Below are 19,533 nucleotides of genomic sequence, written 5' to 3'. Positions count from 1 at the left end.
GGTCGAGGGCGACCCGGATTCAGGGTTCCTGCCGCCGTCGTTCGCCCATCCGTTCGGCACCGACCGGCTCGGTCGGGATCTGCTGGCCCGCGCCATCTACGGCACCTCGACCACCCTGACCGCGACCCTGCTCGCGGTCGCCCTCGGATTTCTGGTCGGAACCCTGATCGGATTGCTCAGCGGGATCGTCGGCGGCCGGCCCGACGCCGCGGTCATGCGCTGTGTCGATGTGCTGCTGTCGATCCCGGCCTTGCTGCTGGCGATGACAATGGTCACCGCGCTCGGCTTCGGCACGGTGAATATCGCGCTGGCGGTGGGCGTTTCGGCGGTCGCCTCGTTCGCCCGGGTGATGCGCTCGCAGGTCCTGACCGTGGCGGGCAGTGATTTCGTGGCCGCCGCCTACGGCTCCGGAGCCGGATTCGTCCGCGTGGTGGTGCGGCACGTGCTGCCCAATTCGATCCGGGCGGTGCTCTCGCTGGCGGCACTCGAATGCGGTACCGCGGTGCTGGCGGTCGCCGCGCTGGGCTTCCTGGGTTACGGGGCACCGCCGCCGCAGCCGGAATGGGGTCTGGCGGTCTCCGAAGGCCGCGACTTCCTGGCCACCTATCCGTGGATCGCACTGTGCCCCGGCGTACTGATCGCCGTGGTCGTGCTGTCGGTGAATCGAATCGGACGCGCGTTGGGAGAACAACGATGAGCACTACCGGACCCCTGCTGCGGATCGACGATCTCACCGTCCGGTATCGCGATGCCGCCGCGCCCGCGGTGTCGGGGGTGTCGCTCGAGGTCGCCGCCGGCGAATTCGTCTCGATCGTCGGCGAATCCGGCTCCGGCAAGAGCACCACCATCCACGCCGCACTCCGGCTCCTGCCGCCGGCCGCGCAGGTGCGCGCCCGGGCACTCGAGATCGGCGGACAGGATGTGTCGCGGTGGAGTGACCGGCGACTGGCGCGGGTGCGCGGCCCGGTGGTCGGCTTCGTGCCGCAGGACCCGGGAACGTCGCTGAATCCGGTGAAACCGGTGGGCCGGCAGGTGCTCGAGGCGCTGCGACTGCATCGGCGCGCCGACGCTGGACGTGAGCTGGTCGTCGAGAAGCTGGCGGCGGCGGGATTGGCCGCCCCGGAGCGGGTGTACCGGCAGTATCCGCACGAATTGTCCGGCGGTATGAAACAGCGCGTGCTGATCGCGATCGCGCTGGCCAACGATCCGGTGCTGCTGGTCGCCGACGAGCCCACCTCCGCCTTGGATGTCACCGTGCAGAAGCGAATTCTGGACCGGCTCACGGTATTACGCGAAGAGTTGGGTTTGGGCGTGCTGCTGGTCACCCACGATCTGGGGGTCGCGGCGGAGCGGTCGGACCGGTTGCTGGTCATGCAGCGCGGCCGCATCGTGGAGCAGGGGGCGGCGGCCGCGGTGCTGTCCGCGCCGCGCCACGAGTACACCCGCCGGCTGCTCGCCGCGGCGCCCGCCGCGCATTCCGGGCGGCTCGTGCCCTCCTCGGGGGCGCCCGTCCGAGCCGAGGTGGCCTCCGCGCCACCGGTTCTGCGGCTGTCGGAGGTGACGAAGGGGTTCGGCGGGGGAGTGCGGGCCGTGGACGAGGTATCGCTCGCGGTGCGGGCGGGGACCACACATGCGATCGTCGGAGAGTCGGGTGCGGGGAAATCCACCCTGGCCCGGCTCGTGGTGGGCCTCGAACGCCCGGAGGCGGGCGCGGTGTGGCTGGACGACGTCCGCGTCGACGGCCAGGGCCGCCGCCCGCGCCCGCTGCGCCGGCAGATCCAGTTGGTGTATCAGAATCCGTACACCTCCCTGGACCCCCGCTTCGACATCGCTTCGATCATCGGCGAGCCGCTGCAGGCGTTCGGCCTGATCCGGGACCGCGCGGCGAGGCGCCGGCGGGTGGCCGAGCTGTTGTACGCGGTGGCGCTGGACCGCGCACACCTGAGCAGGCGTCCGGCCGAATTGTCGGGAGGCCAGCGCCAGCGTGTCGCGATCGCGCGGGCGCTGGCCGCCGAACCCCGCGTCCTGGTGCTCGACGAGGCCGTCTCCGCACTCGATGTGTCGGTACAGGCGCAGATTCTGCAGCTGCTGACCGATCTGCAGGCCGAACACGGCCTCACCTATCTGTTCATCACGCACGATCTGGGTGTGGTGCGGCTGATCGCCGACGACGTGACCGTGATGCGCAACGGCCGGGTGGTCGAAACAGGTTCGGTGACTTCGGTTTTCGAGTCGCCGGAGGAGGAGTACACCCGCACGCTGCTGGCCGCGGTGCCGGGGGCGCGGGTACGGCTGCCGGTGCCGGCGTGAGGCCGGCAGCTACACAGAATCGTTCTGATCGTAAGGATTTCCTCCACGATCACCCGCTGGCAATGATGAACACCGGATGTCCCGCAGTCGAAGCGAGGGACCATGTACGACATTCGACGGCTGATCCTCCTGCGGGATCTGGCCGAACATACGACGATGACCGCGGTGTCCGAACTGCACGGCATCACCACCTCGGCGGTATCGCAGCAACTGCGCATCCTCGAGGACGAGGTCGGCGTCGTGCTGACCCGCCGCGAGGGCCGCGTACTGCGGCTGACCAACGCCGGGCGTGTCCTGGTGGATCACACGTCGCGGATCGTGGCAGCGCTGGAGGAGGCGGAATCCGCGGTCAGCGCCACCTCGGAGGCGGTGACCGGGGTATTGACCGTCGCCACCTTCCGCACCGCTCAGATGCGTTTGGCGCTGCCGGTCACCGTGCGGCTGCGCGCCGACCATCCCGGGCTGCGGGTGCGGCTGGTGGATCTGCGGCCGGTGGATTCCGTTCCGGCGGTGCGTCAGCAGGACGTGGACCTGGCGATCACCTATTCGTATTCGTTCCGGTCCCGCGATCTGCCCCTGGGGCTGGCCTCGGAATACCTGTTCAGCGACCCGCTGGTCCTGCTCGCCCCGCCGCAGTGGCGGGAGCGGGTCCGGGAGCACGGATTGAGCACTCTTCGCGATGCCGACTGGATCACCGCCCTGGACGGGGAGCCGTCGGTGGCGTCGGTGCATTTCGCCTGCCGGGAAGCGGGATTCGCGCCGCGGATCGAACATCGCAGCGGAAGCTTCGAAGGTATGGCCGAGATGGTCGAGCACGGGCTGGGAGTGACGATCGTGCCGGAGATCTCGGTCGCCGACCGGCATACCGGACTGGTCGCGTGCTCGATCGACAACGGCGTCCGGCACGTCGGTGTGACATATCGGCAAGCCTCGCTGGAACGACCGGCCGTGGCGGCGGCGATCCGCGCGCTGCGCTCGGTCGCCCAGCCGCTGCGCCTGGCGTCGTGACATCGCGGCCTGCCTCGCCGCGAAGCTGTCGCAGGTCGAAGGGAATCGTTCATCCCGATACGGTCGCGCGGCTGCTGGGCCGGCGATCCGGAAAGGAGTGACCGTGGCGCGTCGCCAGGTCCATCTCAATGTCAATATTCTCAATGCGGGCGTCTTCGGCGGGGCGTGGCGTTTCCCGGGGGCCGATCCGGAGGCGAGTTTCGGCCTGGACCACTATGTGCGGATCGCGCGGACGGCCGAGGCCGGGAAGTTCGACGCGATCTTCCTCGCCGACGGGCCCGCCCTCCGCGACGATATCCGTTTCCGGCCGTTCAACAGCCTGGAACCGTCGGTGATCCTGGCCGCCGTGGCGGCGGCGACCGAACGGATCGGATTGATCGCGACCCTGTCGTCGAGCTACAACGATCCCTACGACGTCGCGCGCCGCTTCGCCACGCTGGACCTGCTCAGCGGCGGGCGGGCCGGATGGAACGTGGTCACCACGGCCGGCGCCGAATCGGCCCGCAATTTCGGCTACGACGACGAATTCGACCACACCACGCGGTATCGCCGCGCGGCCGAATTCGTCGATGTGGTGCGCAAACTGTGGAACAGCTGGGAACCCGGCGCCCTCGTCGGGGACAAAGCGGCCCACCGGTTCGCCGACGTGGATCGCATCCACCGGATCGACCATCGCGGTGAATTCTTCGATGTGGCAGGGCCGTTGAACGTCCCGCGCTCACCGCAGGGTGAGCCGGTGATCGTCCAGGCCGGCGCCTCGGACGCGGGGCGGGCGCTCGCCGCGACGGTCGGCGAGGTGATCTTCACCGCCGCGCAGACCGTCGCCGAAGCGTCCGAGTACCGACGCGATGTGTCCGCGCGCGCGGCAGCGGCGGGCCGTCCGCCCGGCAGTTTCCTGGTGCTGCCGGGGTTGTCCACGGTGATCGGCGCCACCGAGCGTGAGGCGGCCGAGCGCCGAGCCCTGCTGGACGAACTGGTGCCCACCGAATACGCGCTCAATCGTCTGGCCGACCAACTCGGTGTGGATCCGGAAGTGCTGCAACCGGATTCGCCGCTGCCGTTCGACAGCCTCCCCGATCCGCGGGCGGCGGGTGGTTCGCACACCTTCCGCCGGGTGGCCGTCGACCTGGCCCGTCGCGAGAACCTGACCGTGCGGCAGCTGCTGCGGCGCCTCGGCGGCGGGCTCGGGCACCGCATCGTGACCGGCACACCGGAGCAGGTCGCCGACACCATCGTCGAGTGGGTGGAGGCCGGGGTGGCCGACGGATTCAACCTGATGCCCGATGTGCTCCCCGGCGGCCTGGACGACTTCGTGACGGGTGTGGTGCCGATTCTGCAGCGGCGCGGCGTCTTTCGCGCCGAATACCGCGGCAGCACACTGCGATCGCATCTCGGCTTGCCGATACCGGAACCGATCCGCACCCCGGAGGTGGCGCGATGACGCGCGAACTGCATTTCTTCGTCAATGTCGGCAGCTCCGGCTACCACCCCGCGGCCTGGCGCGAAGACGATCTGCCCGCCGACGCCTTCATCCGTTTGTCGCACTATCGCCGGACGGCCGAGATCGCGGAACGAGGTGCGCTGGACGGGCTGCTGTTCCCGGACATCCCCGTGCAGCAACCGTCGATCGCCCGCGCGCCGGCGGCCACCCTCGATCCCATCCTGCTCACCTCCGCTCTGGCGGTGAGTACCGAGCGGATCGGCTTGATCCCCACCGCCACGACGACGTTGAACCGGCCCTACAACCTGGCGCGGCGGATCCTGTCGCTGGACCGGATCTCCGGCGGCCGGGCGGGATGGAACGTGGTCACCACCTTCGCCCCGGATGCCGCCCGCAACTTCGGTCTCCACGACCTGCCCGAGCGGGAGGAGCGTTACCGGCGTGCCGCCGAATATGTCGACCTCACCCTCCGGCTCTGGGACAGCTGGGAGGACGACGCCGTCATCGGGGACCAGGCCGCCGGTCGGTTCGCCGATCCGGCCCGGGTGCACGCGGTCGACCACGACGGTGAGTTCTACCGGGTCGCCGGGCCGCTGAACGTGCCGCGCTCGCCGCAGGGGCGGCCGGTGCTCGTGCAGGCGGGTGCGTCGGGGCCCGGCCGGTCCTTCGCCGCGGCGTGGGCCGAGGCGATCTACACCACCCATCTGAGCCTGACCGGGGCGCAGGAGTTCGCCGCCGAGATCCGCAGCGCCGCAACGGCTTCCGGCCGCGATCCGGATGCCGTCCGGATTCTTCCCGGCCTGATCCCGGTGCTGGGCTCGACCGAGCGGGAGGCGCAGGTGGCGTTCGATCGGCTGCAGCAGCGGTTGCACCCCGACAGCGATCCGGTGCGATCGCTGGCCGCCTGGCTCGGACATCCCGACGAGGTGCTCGATCTCGACGCACCGCTGCCGCCACGGTTGCTCACACTGCCCGAGGGGCGGATCGGCCCGCAGGGCTTCTTCTATTCGCTGACCCGGTACGCCGCCGAAACCGGATATACCGTGCGGCGGTTGCTGACCGAATTCCTCGGCGGTCATCGTGTCGTCGCCGGTACGCCGGACGCGGTCGCCGACCACATCGAGCGCTGGTTTCGCGCCGGCGCGGTGGACGGGTTCACCATCATTCCCGCGGTATTGCCGGCGTCGCTGGCCGATTTCGTCGACGAGGTGGTGCCGCTGCTGCGCACCCGAGGACTGTTCCGGCGCGAATACACCGGCACCACCCTGCGTCACCACCTCGGGCTGGCGGAGCCGTCGAATTCCTTCGCACCGGCCCTCGCGGCCGCCGACAGAAAGTGACAAACCACCGCATGACATCCCGCTATCTGGGCCGCACCGGTGTACTGGTCAGCCCACTCACCCTGGGCGCCATGAACTTCGGCGCCTGGGCCAACCGCGATCACGACGACGCGATCCGGATCATCCATCGCGCACTGGACGCCGGCATCACGGTGGTCGACACCGCCGACGTGTACTCGCAGGGCGAGAACGAGCAGATCGTCGGAAAGGCACTCGCGGGCCGGCGCGACGAGGTGTTCCTGGCCACGAAATTCCACGGGCAGATCGGCACCGATCCGAACAGCCGCGGCAATTCGCGCCGCTGGATTCTGCGCGCGGCCGAGGACAGCCTGCGCCGCCTCGGCACCGATCACCTCGATCTCTATCAGATCCACCGGCCCGATCCGGACGTCCCGCTGGAGGAAACGCTGGGCGCGCTCGACGATCTCGTCAGAGCCGGCAAGATCCGCTACTACGGCACCACCACGTTCGAACCCCATCAGCTGGTGGAGGCCCAATGGGTGGCCGAGGATCGGCAGCTGCACCGGCCGGTCAGTGAACAGCCGCCGTATTCGATCCTGGCGCGCGGTGCCGAACGGGCCACGCTGCCGGTGGCCCAGCGCTACGGGCTCGGGGTGCTGACCTGGAGTCCGCTGGCCGGTGGCTGGCTGTCGGGACGCTACCGCGACGGTGGGCAGGCGCCGGAATCCTCACGGCTGCAACGCCAGCCGCATCGTCACGATCCGGCACTGACGGTGAATCAGCGCAAACGCGCCGTGGCCGAGGAGCTCGCGAAACTGGCCGACGAGGCGGGGCTCTCGCTCGTCCACCTGGCCCTGGCGTTCGTCCTGCAGCATCCGGCGGTGAGCTCGGTGATCATCGGACCACGCACCCTCGACCAGCTCGAAGGCCAGCTCGGCGCGGTCGACGTGCGCCTGAGCACCGATGTGCTGGACCGCATCGACGAGATCGTCGCGCCCGGCGTCACGATCAGCCCCGCCGACGAGGGCTACCTGCCGCCGTCACTGACCGAATCCACCCTTCGCCGCCGCCAGCCAGGAGCCCGCCGATGAGCCTGTCCGACCTGCGCACCCTCGGCCGCACCGGCGTGCGGATCAGCCCGTTCGTCCTGGGCGCCATGAACTTCGGGGCGCGCGGCAACACCAGCCACGAGGAATCCGTCGCCCTGATCCATCGCGCACTCGATGCCGGGATCAACACCATCGACACCGCCGACACCTACTCGCGGGGTGAATCGGAGATCATCGTCGGCAAAGCGCTGGCCGGTCGCCGTGACCAGGTGATCCTGGCCAGCAAATTTCACAATTCGGTCGACGACGATCCGTCGCATCGGGGTAACTCCCGGCGCTGGATCGTGCGCGCGGTGGAGGATTCGCTGCGCCGCTTGGGCACCGATCATCTGGACCTGTATCAGGTGCACCGGCCGGAATCGATCACCGCGATCGACGAGACCGTGGGTGCGCTCGACGATCTGGTGCGCGCGGGCAAGATCCGTTACTACGGCACCTCGGTGTTCTCGCCCGCCGAATTGATCGAGGTGCAGTGGTCGGCCGATCGGCGCCGGTGGCACCGCGCGGTCAGCGAACAAGTGCCCTACTCGCTGCTGGTCCGTGGCATCGAACGCGAAACCCTGCCGATCGCAAGGAAATACGGTCTCGGCGTCCTCACCTACGGTCCGCTGGCCGCCGGCTGGCTCAGCGGTAAGTACCGGATCGGCGCCGACCAGCCGGCATCGCAGCGGGCGGACCTGATCCCGGGCCGCTTCGATATCGACGCCCCGGCCAACGCGGCGAAACTGGCCGCCGCCGACGCGCTGGCCCGGTTGGCCGAGGAATCGGGCCTGAGCCTGATCGAGCTGGCGATCGGTTTCGCGGGTTCGCATCCGGACGTCTCGGGCATCATCATCGGCCCCCGCACCGGCGAGCATCTGGACACCTACCTGCGCGCCGCCGATGTGGTGCTGGAATCCGAGGTGCTGGACCGGATCGACGAGATCGTCCCGCCCGGTACGTATTTCCACGAACGCGACACCGGCAAGATCCCCGACGCCCTCGCCGATCCGGCGTTGCGCCGCTCGGCCTGACGCGGTTCGGTCCGCCGCCTCGGGAGGCCTGAACTAATCGTGCAAACTTGGCCCTGTTGCGCAGTTTTCTCGCAATCTCGTCGAGGCTTGCACGATTAGTTCAGGCGCCGGTGTGACGACCGCGCGACGGTTGTGGCGTGGCCGAGCCGGTGCGCTCGATCAACTCTTCCAACTCGAGCTCCCCGGCCCGGGTTTGCGCGCCCGCCTCGAGTGCGGCGGAAAACCGTTGTACCGCATCGGTTCCGGTGAACAGCGGCATGAGCAGCTCGAGCTCGGCGGCCAGGCCCTCGGTCAACGGCAGCTCGCCCGCGGCCCGCACGGCGCGTTTGGCGGCGGCGACCGCGGCCGGGGGATGACCGGCGATGCGGCGGGCGAGGTCGTCGACGAAGGCGTCGAGTTCATCGGCGGGCAGGGCGCGGTCGATCCAGCCGTAGCGTTCGGCGGTGCGCGCGTCGTAGAGCTGCGCCCCGAGGACGACCTCCAGCGCCCGGGAGCGGCCGATGAGCCGTGGCAGCAGCTGTGTGCCGCCACCACCGGGGAGAATGCCGAGCGCCACCTCGGGCTGGCCGAACCACGCGTGATCGATTGCGGCGTAACGCAAATCGAGTGCGAGCAGGAATTCCGCACCGCCGCCGCGGGCCCGTCCGGTGATTTTCGCGATCGTCGGCTGCGGCAGAGCTCGGTAGCGTTCGAGCAGCGTCGGCCCGGGACCGGTGGCATAGGTTTCGAGCGCTTGCGGATCGGTGACCAGACGCATATCGCCGTGCGCGAGAAAGAATTCCGGATTCGCGCTGGCGAAGACGACGACCCGGGTGCCGGGATCGTCGCGCAATTCGGTGTGCAGCCGGTCGAGGTCGGCTACCAGTGCTTCGTCGAGCAGATTGACCGGGGGATGGTCGATGGTCACGGTGGTGACGCCGCGGTCGGAATCGACGGTCAGAGCGGTGAAGTGAGCGGACATGACACTCCTGACTTCTTTTGTAGAACTCAGACCCTAGCTGACTTCGCATTCAGAACTCAACCGGTAGAATCGCCGCCATGGAATGGGCATCGGTCGGATTGGACAACTGCCCGGTGGTCCGCGCACTGGAGGTGGTCGGCAGCCGGTGGACGCTGATCGTCCTGCGCGAACTGTTCAACGGTGTCCGGCGTTTCGAAGACATCCAGCAGCATCTGGGGGTGTCGACCTCGGTGCTCAGCAAGCGGCTGGCGGACATGGTCGACCAGGGGCTCGCCGAGCGGCGGCCCTACCGTGCCGACGGACGGCGCGAACGGTACGAGTATCTGCCCACCGAAAAGGCATGGGATCTGTATCCCGTGGTCGTGGGCCTGACGCAATGGGGCGACCGCTATCTCGCGGATCCGGAAGGCCCGCCGGTGCGCCTTGTCGACGGCCGCACCGGGCAAGAGGTCGTCGCCGCGGTGGTACCCGCCGACACGCCCGCCTGCGATCCCGCCGATATCGAGGTGATCGCCGGGGCATCGATTCGGCGGGTCGCCGGCGGGCCGGAGTGAGGGTGTCGGCGCTCAGCCGATGAGCTCCCCGCGGGAACGGTTCGCGGCATCGGGCGCCCAGGCGGCGTGCAGCCTGGCGTAGCGGCCTCCGGCGGTCGAAAGCTGCTCGTGGGGGCTGTCTTCCACGATCCGGCCCGCGTGGAAGACGAGGATTCGATCGGCGATCTCCGCGCTGTGCAGCCGGTGGGCGATGGTGACGGTGGTGCGGCCGGAGGTCAGCTGCACCAAGGCGCGCTGCAATCGCACATCGGTGGCCGCGTCGACGCCGCTGGTGGCCTCGTCGAGCACCAGCAGATCCGGATCGGTCAGGGCGGTGCGCGCCAGGGCGACCAGTTGCCGTTCACCCGCCGACAGCGCTTCGCCGCGGCGGCCCACCACTGTCTGCAGGCCGTCGGGAAGGTGGTCGATCCATTCGCGCAGGCCGAGCCGGTCCAGCACGTCGAGCACCGCCTCCCGGGAGGCGCCGTCGCGCCCGAGCGCTATGTTGTCCTCGATGCTCCGGTCGAACAGGAACGGATCCTGCGGCACGATCGCCACCCGCCGCGCGAGCACCCCGCCGTCGATGTCGCCGGTATCGATATCCCACAGTGCGACCCGCCCTCCCGAGGGCAGTAGCTGCCGGGTGATCAGTTTCGCGAATGTGGACTTACCGCAACCGGTTTCGCCGACGACCGCGACGTGCTCACCCGCGCCGATCCGCAGATTCACCGGACCCAGCGCGAGCCTTCCCGGCACGTAGCCGAACGTCACCCCGGCCAGCTCGACGGTCGCCGCGCCGGGCGGAAGGGTGGTGTGCCGGGGCGTCCGCGAGCTGGTCGGAGTGTCCAGAACGGCCGCCACCCGGCGCAGTCCGGCCTCGGCGTTGCGGGCATCGGCGAGGCTGGTGACGGCGAACTGCATGGGCCGCACGAAGAAGGTGGCCAGGAACAGGAATGCCACGATGTCACCGGCGCTCGCGTGCAGCGGGCCGATGCCCGCGGCGGTGCCGACCACGATCACCGAGGTGGTGATCAGTCCGCTGGCCCACTCACCGACCGACATGTTGAATCCGACCGGCCACAGGGTTTTCCGCTGTGCGGTGAGGACGGCGTCGATGCGCCGCTCGGTACCCGCGCGCATCCGCTCCTCGATGCCGTAGCCCCGGATGGTGTCGATGCCGAGCAGCAGTTCCAGTAGTCCGGCATACAGTTCGCCGATGCGCACGCGCACCGCGTCGAAGCGTTGCGATACCAGTCGCTGCAACCGGCGACCGGCGATCGGGACGAGCGTGCCGATGATCAGCACCAGCACCGCCAGCGGCCACGAGTACACCGCCATCACGGCCAGAGCCAGCACCATCTGGCAGATGTTCTGCACCAGGGTGACTCCGCCCGACTGCGCGTAGACCGTCACCATGTCCAGGTCGTTGGTGACGCGGGCGACCAGGTCGCCGCCGGAATCGGTGCCGCGGTCGGCGGGATCACGACGCAGGACGCGGGTGAAGGCCGCGGTGCGCAATTCGAACAGGAATCGTTCCACGATCCGGATCAGGCGGCGGTTCACCAGCGAAGAGCTCAGCATCGCGGCCAGGACTGCCACCACGCCGACACCGACCGCCGCGAACACGATATGGGACCGCGCGGTCGGCGTGGTGTCGGCGAGCAGGGCGTGATCGAGTGCGTACTGAATGGTGACCGGGATGACGATGCGACCGCCGCCGGCGACCACGACCAGCAGCGCGATACCCAGCAGTGCGGGGCGCGGCAAGGGCGCGTGGCGGTCGAGCCGGCGCAGCAGTGCGGGAATCGAATCACGGTGCGTTACAGCAGATGTCATCGCAGAGTCTCCGCCGTGTCGTAGGCGCCGAGCAGATGTCGATACCCGGGTACGGTCGCTGCCAGTTCCTCGTGCGGGCCGTGCGCGACGATGCGACCGGCCTCGAGGTAGACGACGGTGTCCGCGAGGGAGATCGTCGCCGCCCGATGGCCGACCAGCACGACGGTGGTGTGCCGGTCGGTTCCCGCGTATTCCGTGCGTAGCCGCTCCACCACGGTGTGCTCGACCAAGGGGTCCAACGCGGAGGTGGTGTCGTCCAGCAGCAGCAGGCGCGGTCGGCGAAACACCGCGCGGGCCAGAGCGATTCGTTGCCGTTGCCCGCCCGACAGCTGCGCGGATTCGGATACCACGGTGTCGAGCCCGCCGGGCAGTGCCGCGACGAAATCGTCGGCGCCGGCCACACGCAGCGCGCGCCGGACCGCGTCGTCGCCGCCGGTCGCGCCGAGGGTGATGTTGGCCCGCAGGGTGTCGGTGAACAGAAAGGCGTTCTGGGTCACCAGGGCGGTGCGATCGCGCAATGCCGCGGTGCTGAGCTCGCGGGTGTCGACGCCGTCGACGGCTACCGTGCCCCGGTCGGCTTCCAGCAGATGGGCGATGAGCGCCAGCAGGGTAGTCTTCCCGGAGCCGGTCGGGCCGACGACGGCGACCAGGCCGCCGGGCGGAATACGCAGCGCGATGTCGTGCACCACCCGCGCCGCGGTGTAGCCGAATTCGGCCGCGGTGAGATGGACCGCGCTTCCGGAGACAGGCAGTCCGGGCCGACATCGCCCCTGCGCGGGGCGTTCGGTTTCGGCCGCGGTGGCCGCCAGTTTGTCCTGTCCGGCGACGCCCAGGGGGAGCACCCCGAGAAAGCGCGCCAGGACGTTCAGCGGGATCGCGGTGGTGATCAGCAGATAGACGACCTCCACGAGCGTGCCGACGCCGAGCTGCCCGGCTTCGATGCGGCCGACCCCGACCGCGAGGATCACCAGCGCGGCCAGCGGCGGCAGCAGCTCGATCGCCGGTTCGAAGATCGCGGTGGCGCCGCCGACCCGCAGATTCGCCACCCGCAGCCGGTCGGCCGATGCCTCGAACCGCGCGATCTCCTGGTCGGTGATGCCCAGGGTGGCGATGACCTGACGGCCCTCGATCGCCTCGTGCGCCAGAGCGCTGAGTACGGCGCGCTGCTGCTGGGCCCGCTGTGCTCGCGGTGCCAGCACGCGCTGATAGGTGAGATTCGCGGCCAGTACCAGCGGTATGACGATCACGGCGATCACCGCGAGCCAGGCGTCCGCGAGCGCGATATCGACCATCACCAGCGTCAGCATCCCGGTCATGCCGACGGCGAACGGGAAGTGCTGCATGGGATCCCAGGCCATCTCGGTGTCGGAAACCGCATGCGAGACGAGATATCCGGCCTGGTGACGCCGATGCCAGGACACACCCAGGCGTAGATACTGCGCGACCACGGCCTTGCGGGCCGCCGCGGTGGACCCGAACTGGATGTTCCCGGTCGCGACCGTCCGCCCGATGATGGTGACCGCTCGCAGCAGCGAGACCCCGAGTACGAAGACGGCGCCGACGGCCCCGGCGGCCCACCCGAATCCGTGGTGGGCGAATCCGGCTACCACGATGTGGTCGGTACACCAGCCCACCGCCTTGGCGCCCAGCACCATGCAGCCGCCGTTGACGATGCTGCAGAAGAAGGCGATCGCCGCCATCCGCGGATGCCGGCGGCAGCCGCGCGCCAGGCTCGCCAGCCCGCGGCGCAGCGTGTTCGCGCCCCGCTCGGTCTCGATCCCCGCCGCGGCCAGGACGGGATTGCCCCCCATGCTCATGAAGCCGACTGCCGGTGCACCGAATCTGCCACGCGTGCCACCGGCACCTCCTCATCTGTCGATTCGTCCACTGTCGCGAAGTTCGTTGTTTATGGCAACGAACTTGATCGGCGTGATTCCAAAACCACCATCGGTGTCCCGGCCGGGGGAGAACAAGACAGTTCCGCTTATCGAATCGTTCAGTTCAACTGAAGGCTTCGGGCGTCAATGATTAGGCAGGGCAAGGGATTTCAATCATCGTGAGCGCACCCGTCGATTTCTCCCGGCTCGGGTGTTCCACTGTGGCGACCACTCAGGCCGCGGACGATTCCGGCTCCAGGAGGACTGTCATGACCCCGATATCACGACCGGATTCGCCGGCCGAAGCACTGGTACGCATCCGCGAGGTGCTGGCCGAATTCGCGAAGGGCGCCGGGGAACGCGACCTGTCCTTCGAACACCCCGACGAACTGATCCGCGCACTGGGTGACGCCGGATTCGGACGCCTGCGGGTGCCCGTCGAATTCGGCGGCTTCGATGTCGACCTGCCGACACTGTTCGATCTGCTCGCCGAAGCCGGCCGCGCCGACTCCAACATTCCGCAGATCTGGCGTGGACATTTCACCACCACCGAAATCCTGCGCGCCGAAACCGACTCCGAGGTGCGGGCCTACTGGCTGCACCGGATCGGCGCCGGCGCGGTATTCGGCAATGCGCAATCGGAACCGTCGGCCGTGATCGCCGCGGCGGAGGCCGCCGGCACCCTGACCGGTGAATGGGGCTCGACCACCACCCGGGTGCGTATCGACGAACACGGCCGGCGGCTCGTTTCGGGAACGAAGTTCTATTCCACGGGCTCGCGTTTCGCCGACTTCATCCGCGCGGCGGTGGCCGACGAGGACGGCAATCGCGGTTTCGTCGTCGTGCCCGCGCACCATCCGGGGGTCACCCACGCCGACGACTGGGACGGTATCGGGCAACGCCAAACCGGTAGTGGCACTACACTTTTCCACGATGTTCCGGTCGAGGAGCACGGTGACATCGGCCGCTACCGGGAGTCGCTGCGCGGTCTGGACTCGTTCGTGCAGATCGTGCATCTGGCGAATCTGACCGGTATCGCGCGCAGTATCGTCGCCGAAACCGTGGATCTGGTGCGCGGGCGCACGCGCACCAGCCCGCACGCGCTGACCCGCAACGCCGCCGAGGATCCCGAGGTGCTCGGTGTCGTCGGGCGGCTGGAGGTCCGGCGCCGCACCGCCGAAACCCTGCTGCGCCACGCCGCGGTGACCCTGGAGGCGGCCTACACCAGCGGGGCGGAGGCCGATTTCGGGTACGCGTACGTCGAGACGTCCGCGGCCCAGGTGGCTGTCATCGAGGCGGTGCTCGACGCCGCGACCACCGCCTTCGACGCACTCGGCTCCTCGGCGGTGCGCAACAGCGTGCACCTGGACCGCCATTGGCGCAACGCGCGCACGCTCGCCTCGCACAACCCCGTCGTCTACAAACCGCGGCTCATCGGCGATCATCTGGTCAACGGCGTGACGCCGCAGCCGGGCTACTACCGGGACCGGCCCTCGGTCGCCGATGCGGGCGAGGCGGCCGCCGAGGTGGGGAACGACCGGTGACCGACCGTCTGCACATCAACGTCAACATCCTCAACGCCGGAGTGTTCGGCGGGTCGTGGCGCTTCCCCGGGACCGACCCGCTGGCCAGTTACGGCATCGACCACTACACCTCGATCGCGAAGAAGGCCGAGGAAGCCACCCTCGACGCGGTATTCCTCGCCGACGGGCCGGCGCTGGATCCGAGCATCGAACATCGCCCCGGCAACAATCTGGAGCCGACCACGGTGCTGGCCCGGATCGCGGCGCGCACCGAGCGGATCGGGTTGATCGCTACGCTCTCGTCGTCGTACAACGATCCCGTCGAACTGGCCCGCCGCCTCGGCGATCTCGACCATCTCAGTGGTGGCCGCTTCGGCTGGAACGTGGTCACCACCGCCGGGCCCGTCGCGGCGCGCAACTTCGGCCGCGATGCCGAACCCGACCACGCGCTGCGGTATCGCCGGGCCGCGGAATTCGTCGAGCGGGTCGTCGCGAGCTGGGCCGAGCGCACCGAATTTCGTTCGCCGCAGGGCCGGCCCGTGGTCGTGCAGGCCGGTGGCTCCAGTGACGGTAAGCGGCTGGCCGCGCGGGTGGGGGAGGTGATCTTCTCCGCCGAACAGGACCTCGACACCGCGCGGGCGTTCCGCACCGAATTGCGGGACGGGGCACGGGCGTTCGGCCGGAATCCGGATGAGATCGTGGTTCTGCCCGGGCTGTCCACCGTGGTGGGCAGCACCGAGGCGGAGGCGGCCCGGCGCCGTGAGTTGCTCGACGAACTCCTGCCCGACGCCTATGCGCGGACCCGGCTGGCCGGACAACTCGGCATCTCGCTGGACGGTCTCGCCGACGACGAGCGCATCCCCGCCGGCCTGCTGCCCGAACCCGACGACGCCGGCGGTTCGCAAACCTTCTACCGGGTCGTCAAGGACATCATCGATCGGGAGCGCCCGACACTGCGGCAGCTGCTGAAGAAGCTGTCCGGTGGCGGTGGGCACCGCATCGTGGTCGGCACCCCGGAACGGATCGCCGACGACATCGAACGGTGGTTCCGGGCCGGCGCGGCGGACGGATTCAACGTGATGCCCGACGTATTGCCGTCCGGATTCGACGATTTCGCCGACCACGTGATCCCGGAACTGCGCCGGCGCGGGTTGTTCCGCACCGAATACGACGGCAGGACGCTGCGCGATCACCTCGGTCTGGGAATTCCCGATGTCCCGGTGGGGGTGTGGGACCGCGGACCACTGGAGGTGGCGCGATGAGCATTCCGCTCGCCCCGGACCCGCAGCCCGAACGGAGGACAGCATGATGAGCACCGTTCCGATCCTGATCGATGTCGCCGTCGGGGCGGCGGCATCGGATGCGACCGCCTCGGAGTCCGGCGCCCGATCCGCTTCCGGCGCTGCCGCATCGGCAATCGATGCCGGTGAGCTCATGTCGATCGAGTGGGCGGCGCGTATCGCCGCTGCCGCGCAGCAGGCCGGTGTCGCCGCCCTGCGGATTCTCGACTCGGCCGGGGGCCGGCGCGCCCTCGATCCCAGTATCGCCGCCGCCTATCTGGCCGGGCAGGCCGGCGATATCGGCTATCTGGTCGATATCGCGACCACGCACAACGCGCCCTACAACGTCGCCCGCCGGGTGCTGTCCTTCGACCGGGCCACCGGCGGCCGCTCGGGAGTGGTGCTGCGTCCCGGTGACGGTGACGAGGTGAGCGATGCGGTCACCGTGCCCTCGCCTCCGCTGCCTCCCGGACGACGCTGGGCGGAGTACACGGAAGTTCTTGCCCGCCTGTGGGAATCGTTTCCCCGCGCGGCGCTGCTCGGCGATCGGGAGCGTGCGCGGGTCGTCGATCCGGCCCTGATCGCGGGAATCGATCACGAGGGCCGTGGCTATCACGTCGCCGGGCCCTTGGACGGTCCGTCGTCGGTGCAGGGGCGTCCGCTCGTCGTCGCCGCCGATACCGACCTGGTCGGATGGGATATCGCGGCCCGCTCGGCGGACGCGGTGATCGTCGCGGGCACCGCCGTCTCGGGCGCCGGACGCGCCCTGACCGCCGCCCTGGAGCGCGTCGGCAGACGACGCGGCGAGGTGGCGCTGATCGGCCGCGCGCCGGTGACGGTGCGCGACGCGCGCGACGGGCGTGCGGCACTGTCCCGGTTGGCGGACTGGGCACACGCCTACGATCTCGACGCCGTGGAGTTGGCGCCGACCGGCGGCGCCCGCGGTGTACTGGCCGCCGCCGAGGCGGTGGCGACGGTGCGATCCGCGCGGCGCGCTCCCACATTGCGGGCCGCGCTCGGACTGCAACCGGTTGCGGCGGTGCTGCGATGACCGCTGTTCAGCCGCATCGCACCCCGGAGGCGACCGGCCCGACCGTGGCCGGTATCCGCGCCGCCGCCGAGCCGATTCTGCGCCGGCTCGGCGAGACCGCCGCCGCCCGCGAATCCGCTCGCGACTACGCCTTCGCCGAGGTGCGCGCACTCGCCGAAACCCGGATCGCGCTGACCGGCATCGCCCGCGAGGACGGCGGTGCGGGTGGTTCGCTGCGCGCCGTCACCGATCTGGTGATCGCGATAGCCCGTGCCGATTCCAGTGTGGCACAGGCGCTTCGCAGCACCTTCCTGACCGCGTACCGGGTGGCGAGTCGCCCGGACCTCCCGCAACGGGATCTCACCCTGCAGCGGCTGCGGGCCGGCGACCTGTTCGCCGGCACCGCCAACGAGCGCACCGGCGGGGCGAGCGGGCAGACCAACGCGACCGCCCGCCGCTCGGGCGACGACTGGATCGTCGACGGCGAGAAGTACTACTCGACCGGCGGCCTGTACGCGTCCTGGTTCTCCACACAGGCGCGCACCGAGGACGGTACGGTCCTGCGCTTCACCGTGCCCGTCGATCGCGCGGGCGTCGAGCGGCTCGACGATTTCGACGCCGTCGGACAGCGCCTGACCGCGAGTGGCACAACACGTTTCACGAACGCGCTGGTATACGGCCACGAGGTCACCGAAACCGAAACCGACGAGCCGGACAACCCGTGGCAGGGGTCCTTCGCGCAGCTCTACCTCGCCGCGGTCGAGGCCGGAGTGGCAGCGCGCGCGTTCGACGACGCCGTCGTCTTCGTGCGGGAGAAGGCCCGCCCGATCAAACACAGTTCCGCGAGCGCCAGTGTCGACGATCCCTACGTCCGCCAGACGGTGGGCCGGATCGCGGCCCGTGCCCAGGCCGCACGCGCGGTGGTTCTGCTCGCCGCGGAAACCCTCGCGGGAGTGCACGGCCTGACCGGCGCCCAGGCCCGCGCCGCCGGTGCCGAGGCCGCGGTCGAGGTCGCCCAGGCCGGTGTGATCGCCATCGAATCAGGTTTGGCCGCAGCGGAATTGCTCTTCGACGTAGGCGGCGGCTCGATCACCGACCGTGGCCTCGGTTTCGACCGGCACTGGCGCAATGCCCGCACCGTCGCCAATCACAATCCGCGCCAATGGAAACAGGCGGTCGCGGGCGCCTACCACCTGACCGGCGCGGAACCGCCGACCACCGGACTGTTCTGAGCCCTTCAACCCCGAAGTCACCATCGACGACAACCGAGAGGACCCCGTGACCGTCTACACCCCCGATTCGCCCTATGCCGCCGTCGACAATCGCTACGAGACGATTCCGTATCGCCGCAGCGGGCGTTCGGGTCTGGACCTGCCGTCGATCTCGTTCGGCCTGTGGCAGAAGTTCGGCACCGACTACCCCTTCGCCACCCAGCGCGAAATCATCCTCCATGCTTTCGATCTGGGCATCACCCACTTCGACAATGCCGACCGCTACGGCCCGCCGCACCGGGCCGCGCAGCTGAACTTCGGCGCGGTGCTGTCGAAGGATCTGGCGCCCTACCGCGACGAGCTCATTCTGTCGACGAAGGCCGGCAACCCGATCGGCGCCAGCCCCTATCTTCGTGGCGGCTCGCGCAAATCGCTGGTGGCCTCGCTGGAGCACAGCCTGCGCGACCTGGGCACCGACTACGTCGACATCTTCTACCACCACAGCCCCGACCTCGAGACTCCGCTGGAGGAGACGGTCGGCGCGCTGGTCGACGTGGTGCGCCAGGGCAAGGCTCTGTACGTGGGCATCTCCAACTACCGGCCCGACCGGGCGCACGAGATCGCCGAGTTGCTGCGCGGGGAGGGGGTGCCGTTGCTGATCCATCAGACCCGGTATTCGATCTATGATCGCGGCCCCGAACAGAGCGGGCTGCTCGACACCGCCGGCGGCGACGGATTCGGTGTGATCGTGTATTCACCACTGGCACAAGGGCTTCTGACCGACAAGTATCTCGAGACGATTCCCGAGGGCGCGCGGGCACGCAACAGCGCCTTCCTCTCGCCCGAGGTCATCGACGACACCTACCGGCAGCGCACCGCCGCGTTGAACAAGATCGCCGAATCGCGGGGGCAGTCGCTGGCACAGCTGGCGCTGCAGTGGGTGTTGCGGCGTCCCGAGGTCACCTCCGCGCTGATCGGCGCCAGCTCCGCCCGACAGCTCGACCACAACCTGGCGGCGCTGAGCTTCCCGGCGCTGACCGAGGAGGAACTGGCGCTGATCGACGAGCACGGCGTGCACGGAACCGGATCGCGGCGCTGAG

At 69.4% G+C, this 19,533-nt stretch carries 16 protein-coding genes; 13 read left to right on the top strand and 3 right to left on the bottom strand.

Annotated elements, in window-relative coordinates; all coding sequences use genetic code 11:
- From AC5592_RS15815 to AC5592_RS15785, 7 genes are all read left to right on the top strand, one after another.
- Positions 1-697 (top strand): ABC transporter permease (locus AC5592_RS15815; RefSeq protein WP_157121904.1); only part of this gene is annotated, 697 nt, incomplete at its 5' end.
- Positions 694-2,310 (top strand): dipeptide ABC transporter ATP-binding protein, encoded by a 1,617-nt coding sequence (locus AC5592_RS15810; protein WP_063064646.1) that lies wholly within the window; start codon positions 694-696, stop codon positions 2,308-2,310. The genes AC5592_RS15815 and AC5592_RS15810, both read left to right, overlap by 4 nt.
- A gap of 102 nt (positions 2,311-2,412) precedes the next feature.
- A complete protein-coding gene (locus AC5592_RS15805) occupies positions 2,413-3,318 on the top strand; it encodes a LysR substrate-binding domain-containing protein (RefSeq protein ID WP_063064645.1) in 906 nt (301 codons plus the stop codon).
- A 103-nt stretch (positions 3,319-3,421) separates the two neighbouring features.
- Positions 3,422-4,759 carry an LLM class flavin-dependent oxidoreductase gene (locus AC5592_RS15800; protein WP_063064667.1) on the top strand — a complete coding sequence of 446 codons (1,338 nt, stop codon included), beginning with the start codon at positions 3,422-3,424 and terminating at the stop codon, positions 4,757-4,759.
- The gene (locus AC5592_RS15795) at positions 4,756-6,099 is read left to right on the top strand and encodes an NtaA/DmoA family FMN-dependent monooxygenase (RefSeq protein ID WP_063064644.1); all 1,344 of its coding nucleotides are present in this window, start codon (positions 4,756-4,758) and stop codon (positions 6,097-6,099) included. Before AC5592_RS15800 ends, AC5592_RS15795 begins: the two co-directional genes overlap by 4 nt.
- An 11-nt stretch (positions 6,100-6,110) precedes the next feature.
- Positions 6,111-7,151, top strand: coding sequence for an aldo/keto reductase (locus tag AC5592_RS15790; RefSeq protein WP_063064643.1), 1,041 nt, complete (start codon positions 6,111-6,113; stop codon positions 7,149-7,151).
- Positions 7,148-8,182: an aldo/keto reductase gene (locus tag AC5592_RS15785; protein ID WP_063064642.1), complete on the top strand. Its 1,035-nt coding sequence runs from the start codon at positions 7,148-7,150 to the stop codon at positions 8,180-8,182. Before AC5592_RS15790 ends, AC5592_RS15785 begins: the two co-directional genes overlap by 4 nt.
- A 100-nt stretch (positions 8,183-8,282) precedes the next feature.
- On the opposite strand, the gene AC5592_RS15780 is transcribed toward AC5592_RS15785, so the two are convergent.
- Positions 8,283-9,143, bottom strand: a complete 861-nt coding sequence (locus tag AC5592_RS15780) for an enoyl-CoA hydratase/isomerase family protein (RefSeq protein WP_063064641.1) — start codon at positions 9,141-9,143, stop codon at positions 8,283-8,285.
- A gap of 77 nt (positions 9,144-9,220) precedes the next feature.
- Between AC5592_RS15780 and AC5592_RS15775 the strand changes: the two genes are divergently transcribed.
- Complete coding sequence (locus AC5592_RS15775; protein ID WP_051024768.1) at positions 9,221-9,697, top strand: winged helix-turn-helix transcriptional regulator; 477 nt, start codon at positions 9,221-9,223, stop codon at positions 9,695-9,697.
- 12 nt (positions 9,698-9,709) lie between these two features.
- Here AC5592_RS15775 and AC5592_RS15770 read toward each other — a convergent pair whose 3' ends face one another.
- Positions 9,710-11,512, bottom strand: a complete 1,803-nt coding sequence (locus AC5592_RS15770; RefSeq protein WP_063064640.1) for an ABC transporter ATP-binding protein — start codon at positions 11,510-11,512, stop codon at positions 9,710-9,712.
- Positions 11,509-13,329, bottom strand: coding sequence for an ABC transporter ATP-binding protein (locus tag AC5592_RS15765; RefSeq protein WP_157121901.1), 1,821 nt, complete (start codon positions 13,327-13,329; stop codon positions 11,509-11,511). The genes AC5592_RS15770 and AC5592_RS15765 overlap by 4 nt, the downstream gene beginning before the upstream one ends.
- A gap of 329 nt (positions 13,330-13,658) precedes the next feature.
- Here AC5592_RS15765 and AC5592_RS15760 point away from each other — a divergent pair, with 329 nt between their 5' ends.
- The 5 genes from AC5592_RS15760 to AC5592_RS15740 are packed head-to-tail and all read left to right on the top strand — an operon-like array spanning position 13,659 to position 19,532.
- Positions 13,659-14,933, top strand: coding sequence for an acyl-CoA dehydrogenase family protein (locus tag AC5592_RS15760; protein WP_063064638.1), 1,275 nt, complete (start codon positions 13,659-13,661; stop codon positions 14,931-14,933).
- Positions 14,930-16,174: an LLM class flavin-dependent oxidoreductase gene (locus tag AC5592_RS15755; RefSeq protein WP_063064637.1), complete on the top strand. Its 1,245-nt coding sequence runs from the start codon at positions 14,930-14,932 to the stop codon at positions 16,172-16,174. Before AC5592_RS15760 ends, AC5592_RS15755 begins: the two co-directional genes overlap by 4 nt.
- A 43-nt stretch (positions 16,175-16,217) precedes the next feature.
- A complete protein-coding gene (locus AC5592_RS15750; protein ID WP_232329373.1) occupies positions 16,218-17,243 on the top strand; it encodes an LLM class flavin-dependent oxidoreductase in 1,026 nt (341 codons plus the stop codon).
- Positions 17,240-18,454: an acyl-CoA dehydrogenase family protein gene (locus AC5592_RS15745; RefSeq protein ID WP_063064636.1), complete on the top strand. Its 1,215-nt coding sequence runs from the start codon at positions 17,240-17,242 to the stop codon at positions 18,452-18,454. Before AC5592_RS15750 ends, AC5592_RS15745 begins: the two co-directional genes overlap by 4 nt.
- Positions 18,455-18,500: 46 nt before the next feature.
- Positions 18,501-19,532, top strand: a complete 1,032-nt coding sequence (locus tag AC5592_RS15740; protein WP_063064635.1) for an aldo/keto reductase — start codon at positions 18,501-18,503, stop codon at positions 19,530-19,532.
- Position 19,533: the final 1 nt, after the last annotated feature.

The sequence above is a fragment of the Nocardia violaceofusca NBRC 14427 genome, assembly GCF_963869435.1.
GTDB classification, from domain to species: domain Bacteria; phylum Actinomycetota; class Actinomycetes; order Mycobacteriales; family Mycobacteriaceae; genus Nocardia; species Nocardia aobensis.
The sequence above is the reverse complement of the archived record's forward strand: the minus strand, read 5'-3'. Positions and strand labels throughout refer to the sequence as shown.

What these genes read in the sequence shown, in the direction of transcription:
- AC5592_RS15785 (WP_063064642.1), top strand. Translation starts at nt 7,148, where the DNA reads ATGAGCCTGTCCGACCTGCGCACCCTCGGCCGCACCGGCGTGCGGATC.
- AC5592_RS15780 (WP_063064641.1), bottom strand. Translation starts at nt 9,143, where the DNA reads ATGTCCGCTCACTTCACCGCTCTGACCGTCGATTCCGACCGCGGCGTC.
- AC5592_RS15765 (WP_157121901.1), bottom strand. Translation starts at nt 13,329, where the DNA reads ATGAGCATGGGGGGCAATCCCGTCCTGGCCGCGGCGGGGATCGAGACC.
- AC5592_RS15775 (WP_051024768.1), top strand. Translation starts at nt 9,221, where the DNA reads ATGGAATGGGCATCGGTCGGATTGGACAACTGCCCGGTGGTCCGCGCA.
- AC5592_RS15750 (WP_232329373.1), top strand. Translation starts at nt 16,218, where the DNA reads ATGATGAGCACCGTTCCGATCCTGATCGATGTCGCCGTCGGGGCGGCG.
- AC5592_RS15805 (WP_063064645.1), top strand. Translation starts at nt 2,413, where the DNA reads ATGTACGACATTCGACGGCTGATCCTCCTGCGGGATCTGGCCGAACAT.
- AC5592_RS15760 (WP_063064638.1), top strand. Translation starts at nt 13,659, where the DNA reads ATGACCCCGATATCACGACCGGATTCGCCGGCCGAAGCACTGGTACGC.
- AC5592_RS15795 (WP_063064644.1), top strand. Translation starts at nt 4,756, where the DNA reads ATGACGCGCGAACTGCATTTCTTCGTCAATGTCGGCAGCTCCGGCTAC.
- AC5592_RS15810 (WP_063064646.1), top strand. Translation starts at nt 694, where the DNA reads ATGAGCACTACCGGACCCCTGCTGCGGATCGACGATCTCACCGTCCGG.
- AC5592_RS15790 (WP_063064643.1), top strand. Translation starts at nt 6,111, where the DNA reads ATGACATCCCGCTATCTGGGCCGCACCGGTGTACTGGTCAGCCCACTC.
- AC5592_RS15745 (WP_063064636.1), top strand. Translation starts at nt 17,240, where the DNA reads ATGACCGCTGTTCAGCCGCATCGCACCCCGGAGGCGACCGGCCCGACC.
- AC5592_RS15770 (WP_063064640.1), bottom strand. Translation starts at nt 11,512, where the DNA reads ATGACATCTGCTGTAACGCACCGTGATTCGATTCCCGCACTGCTGCGC.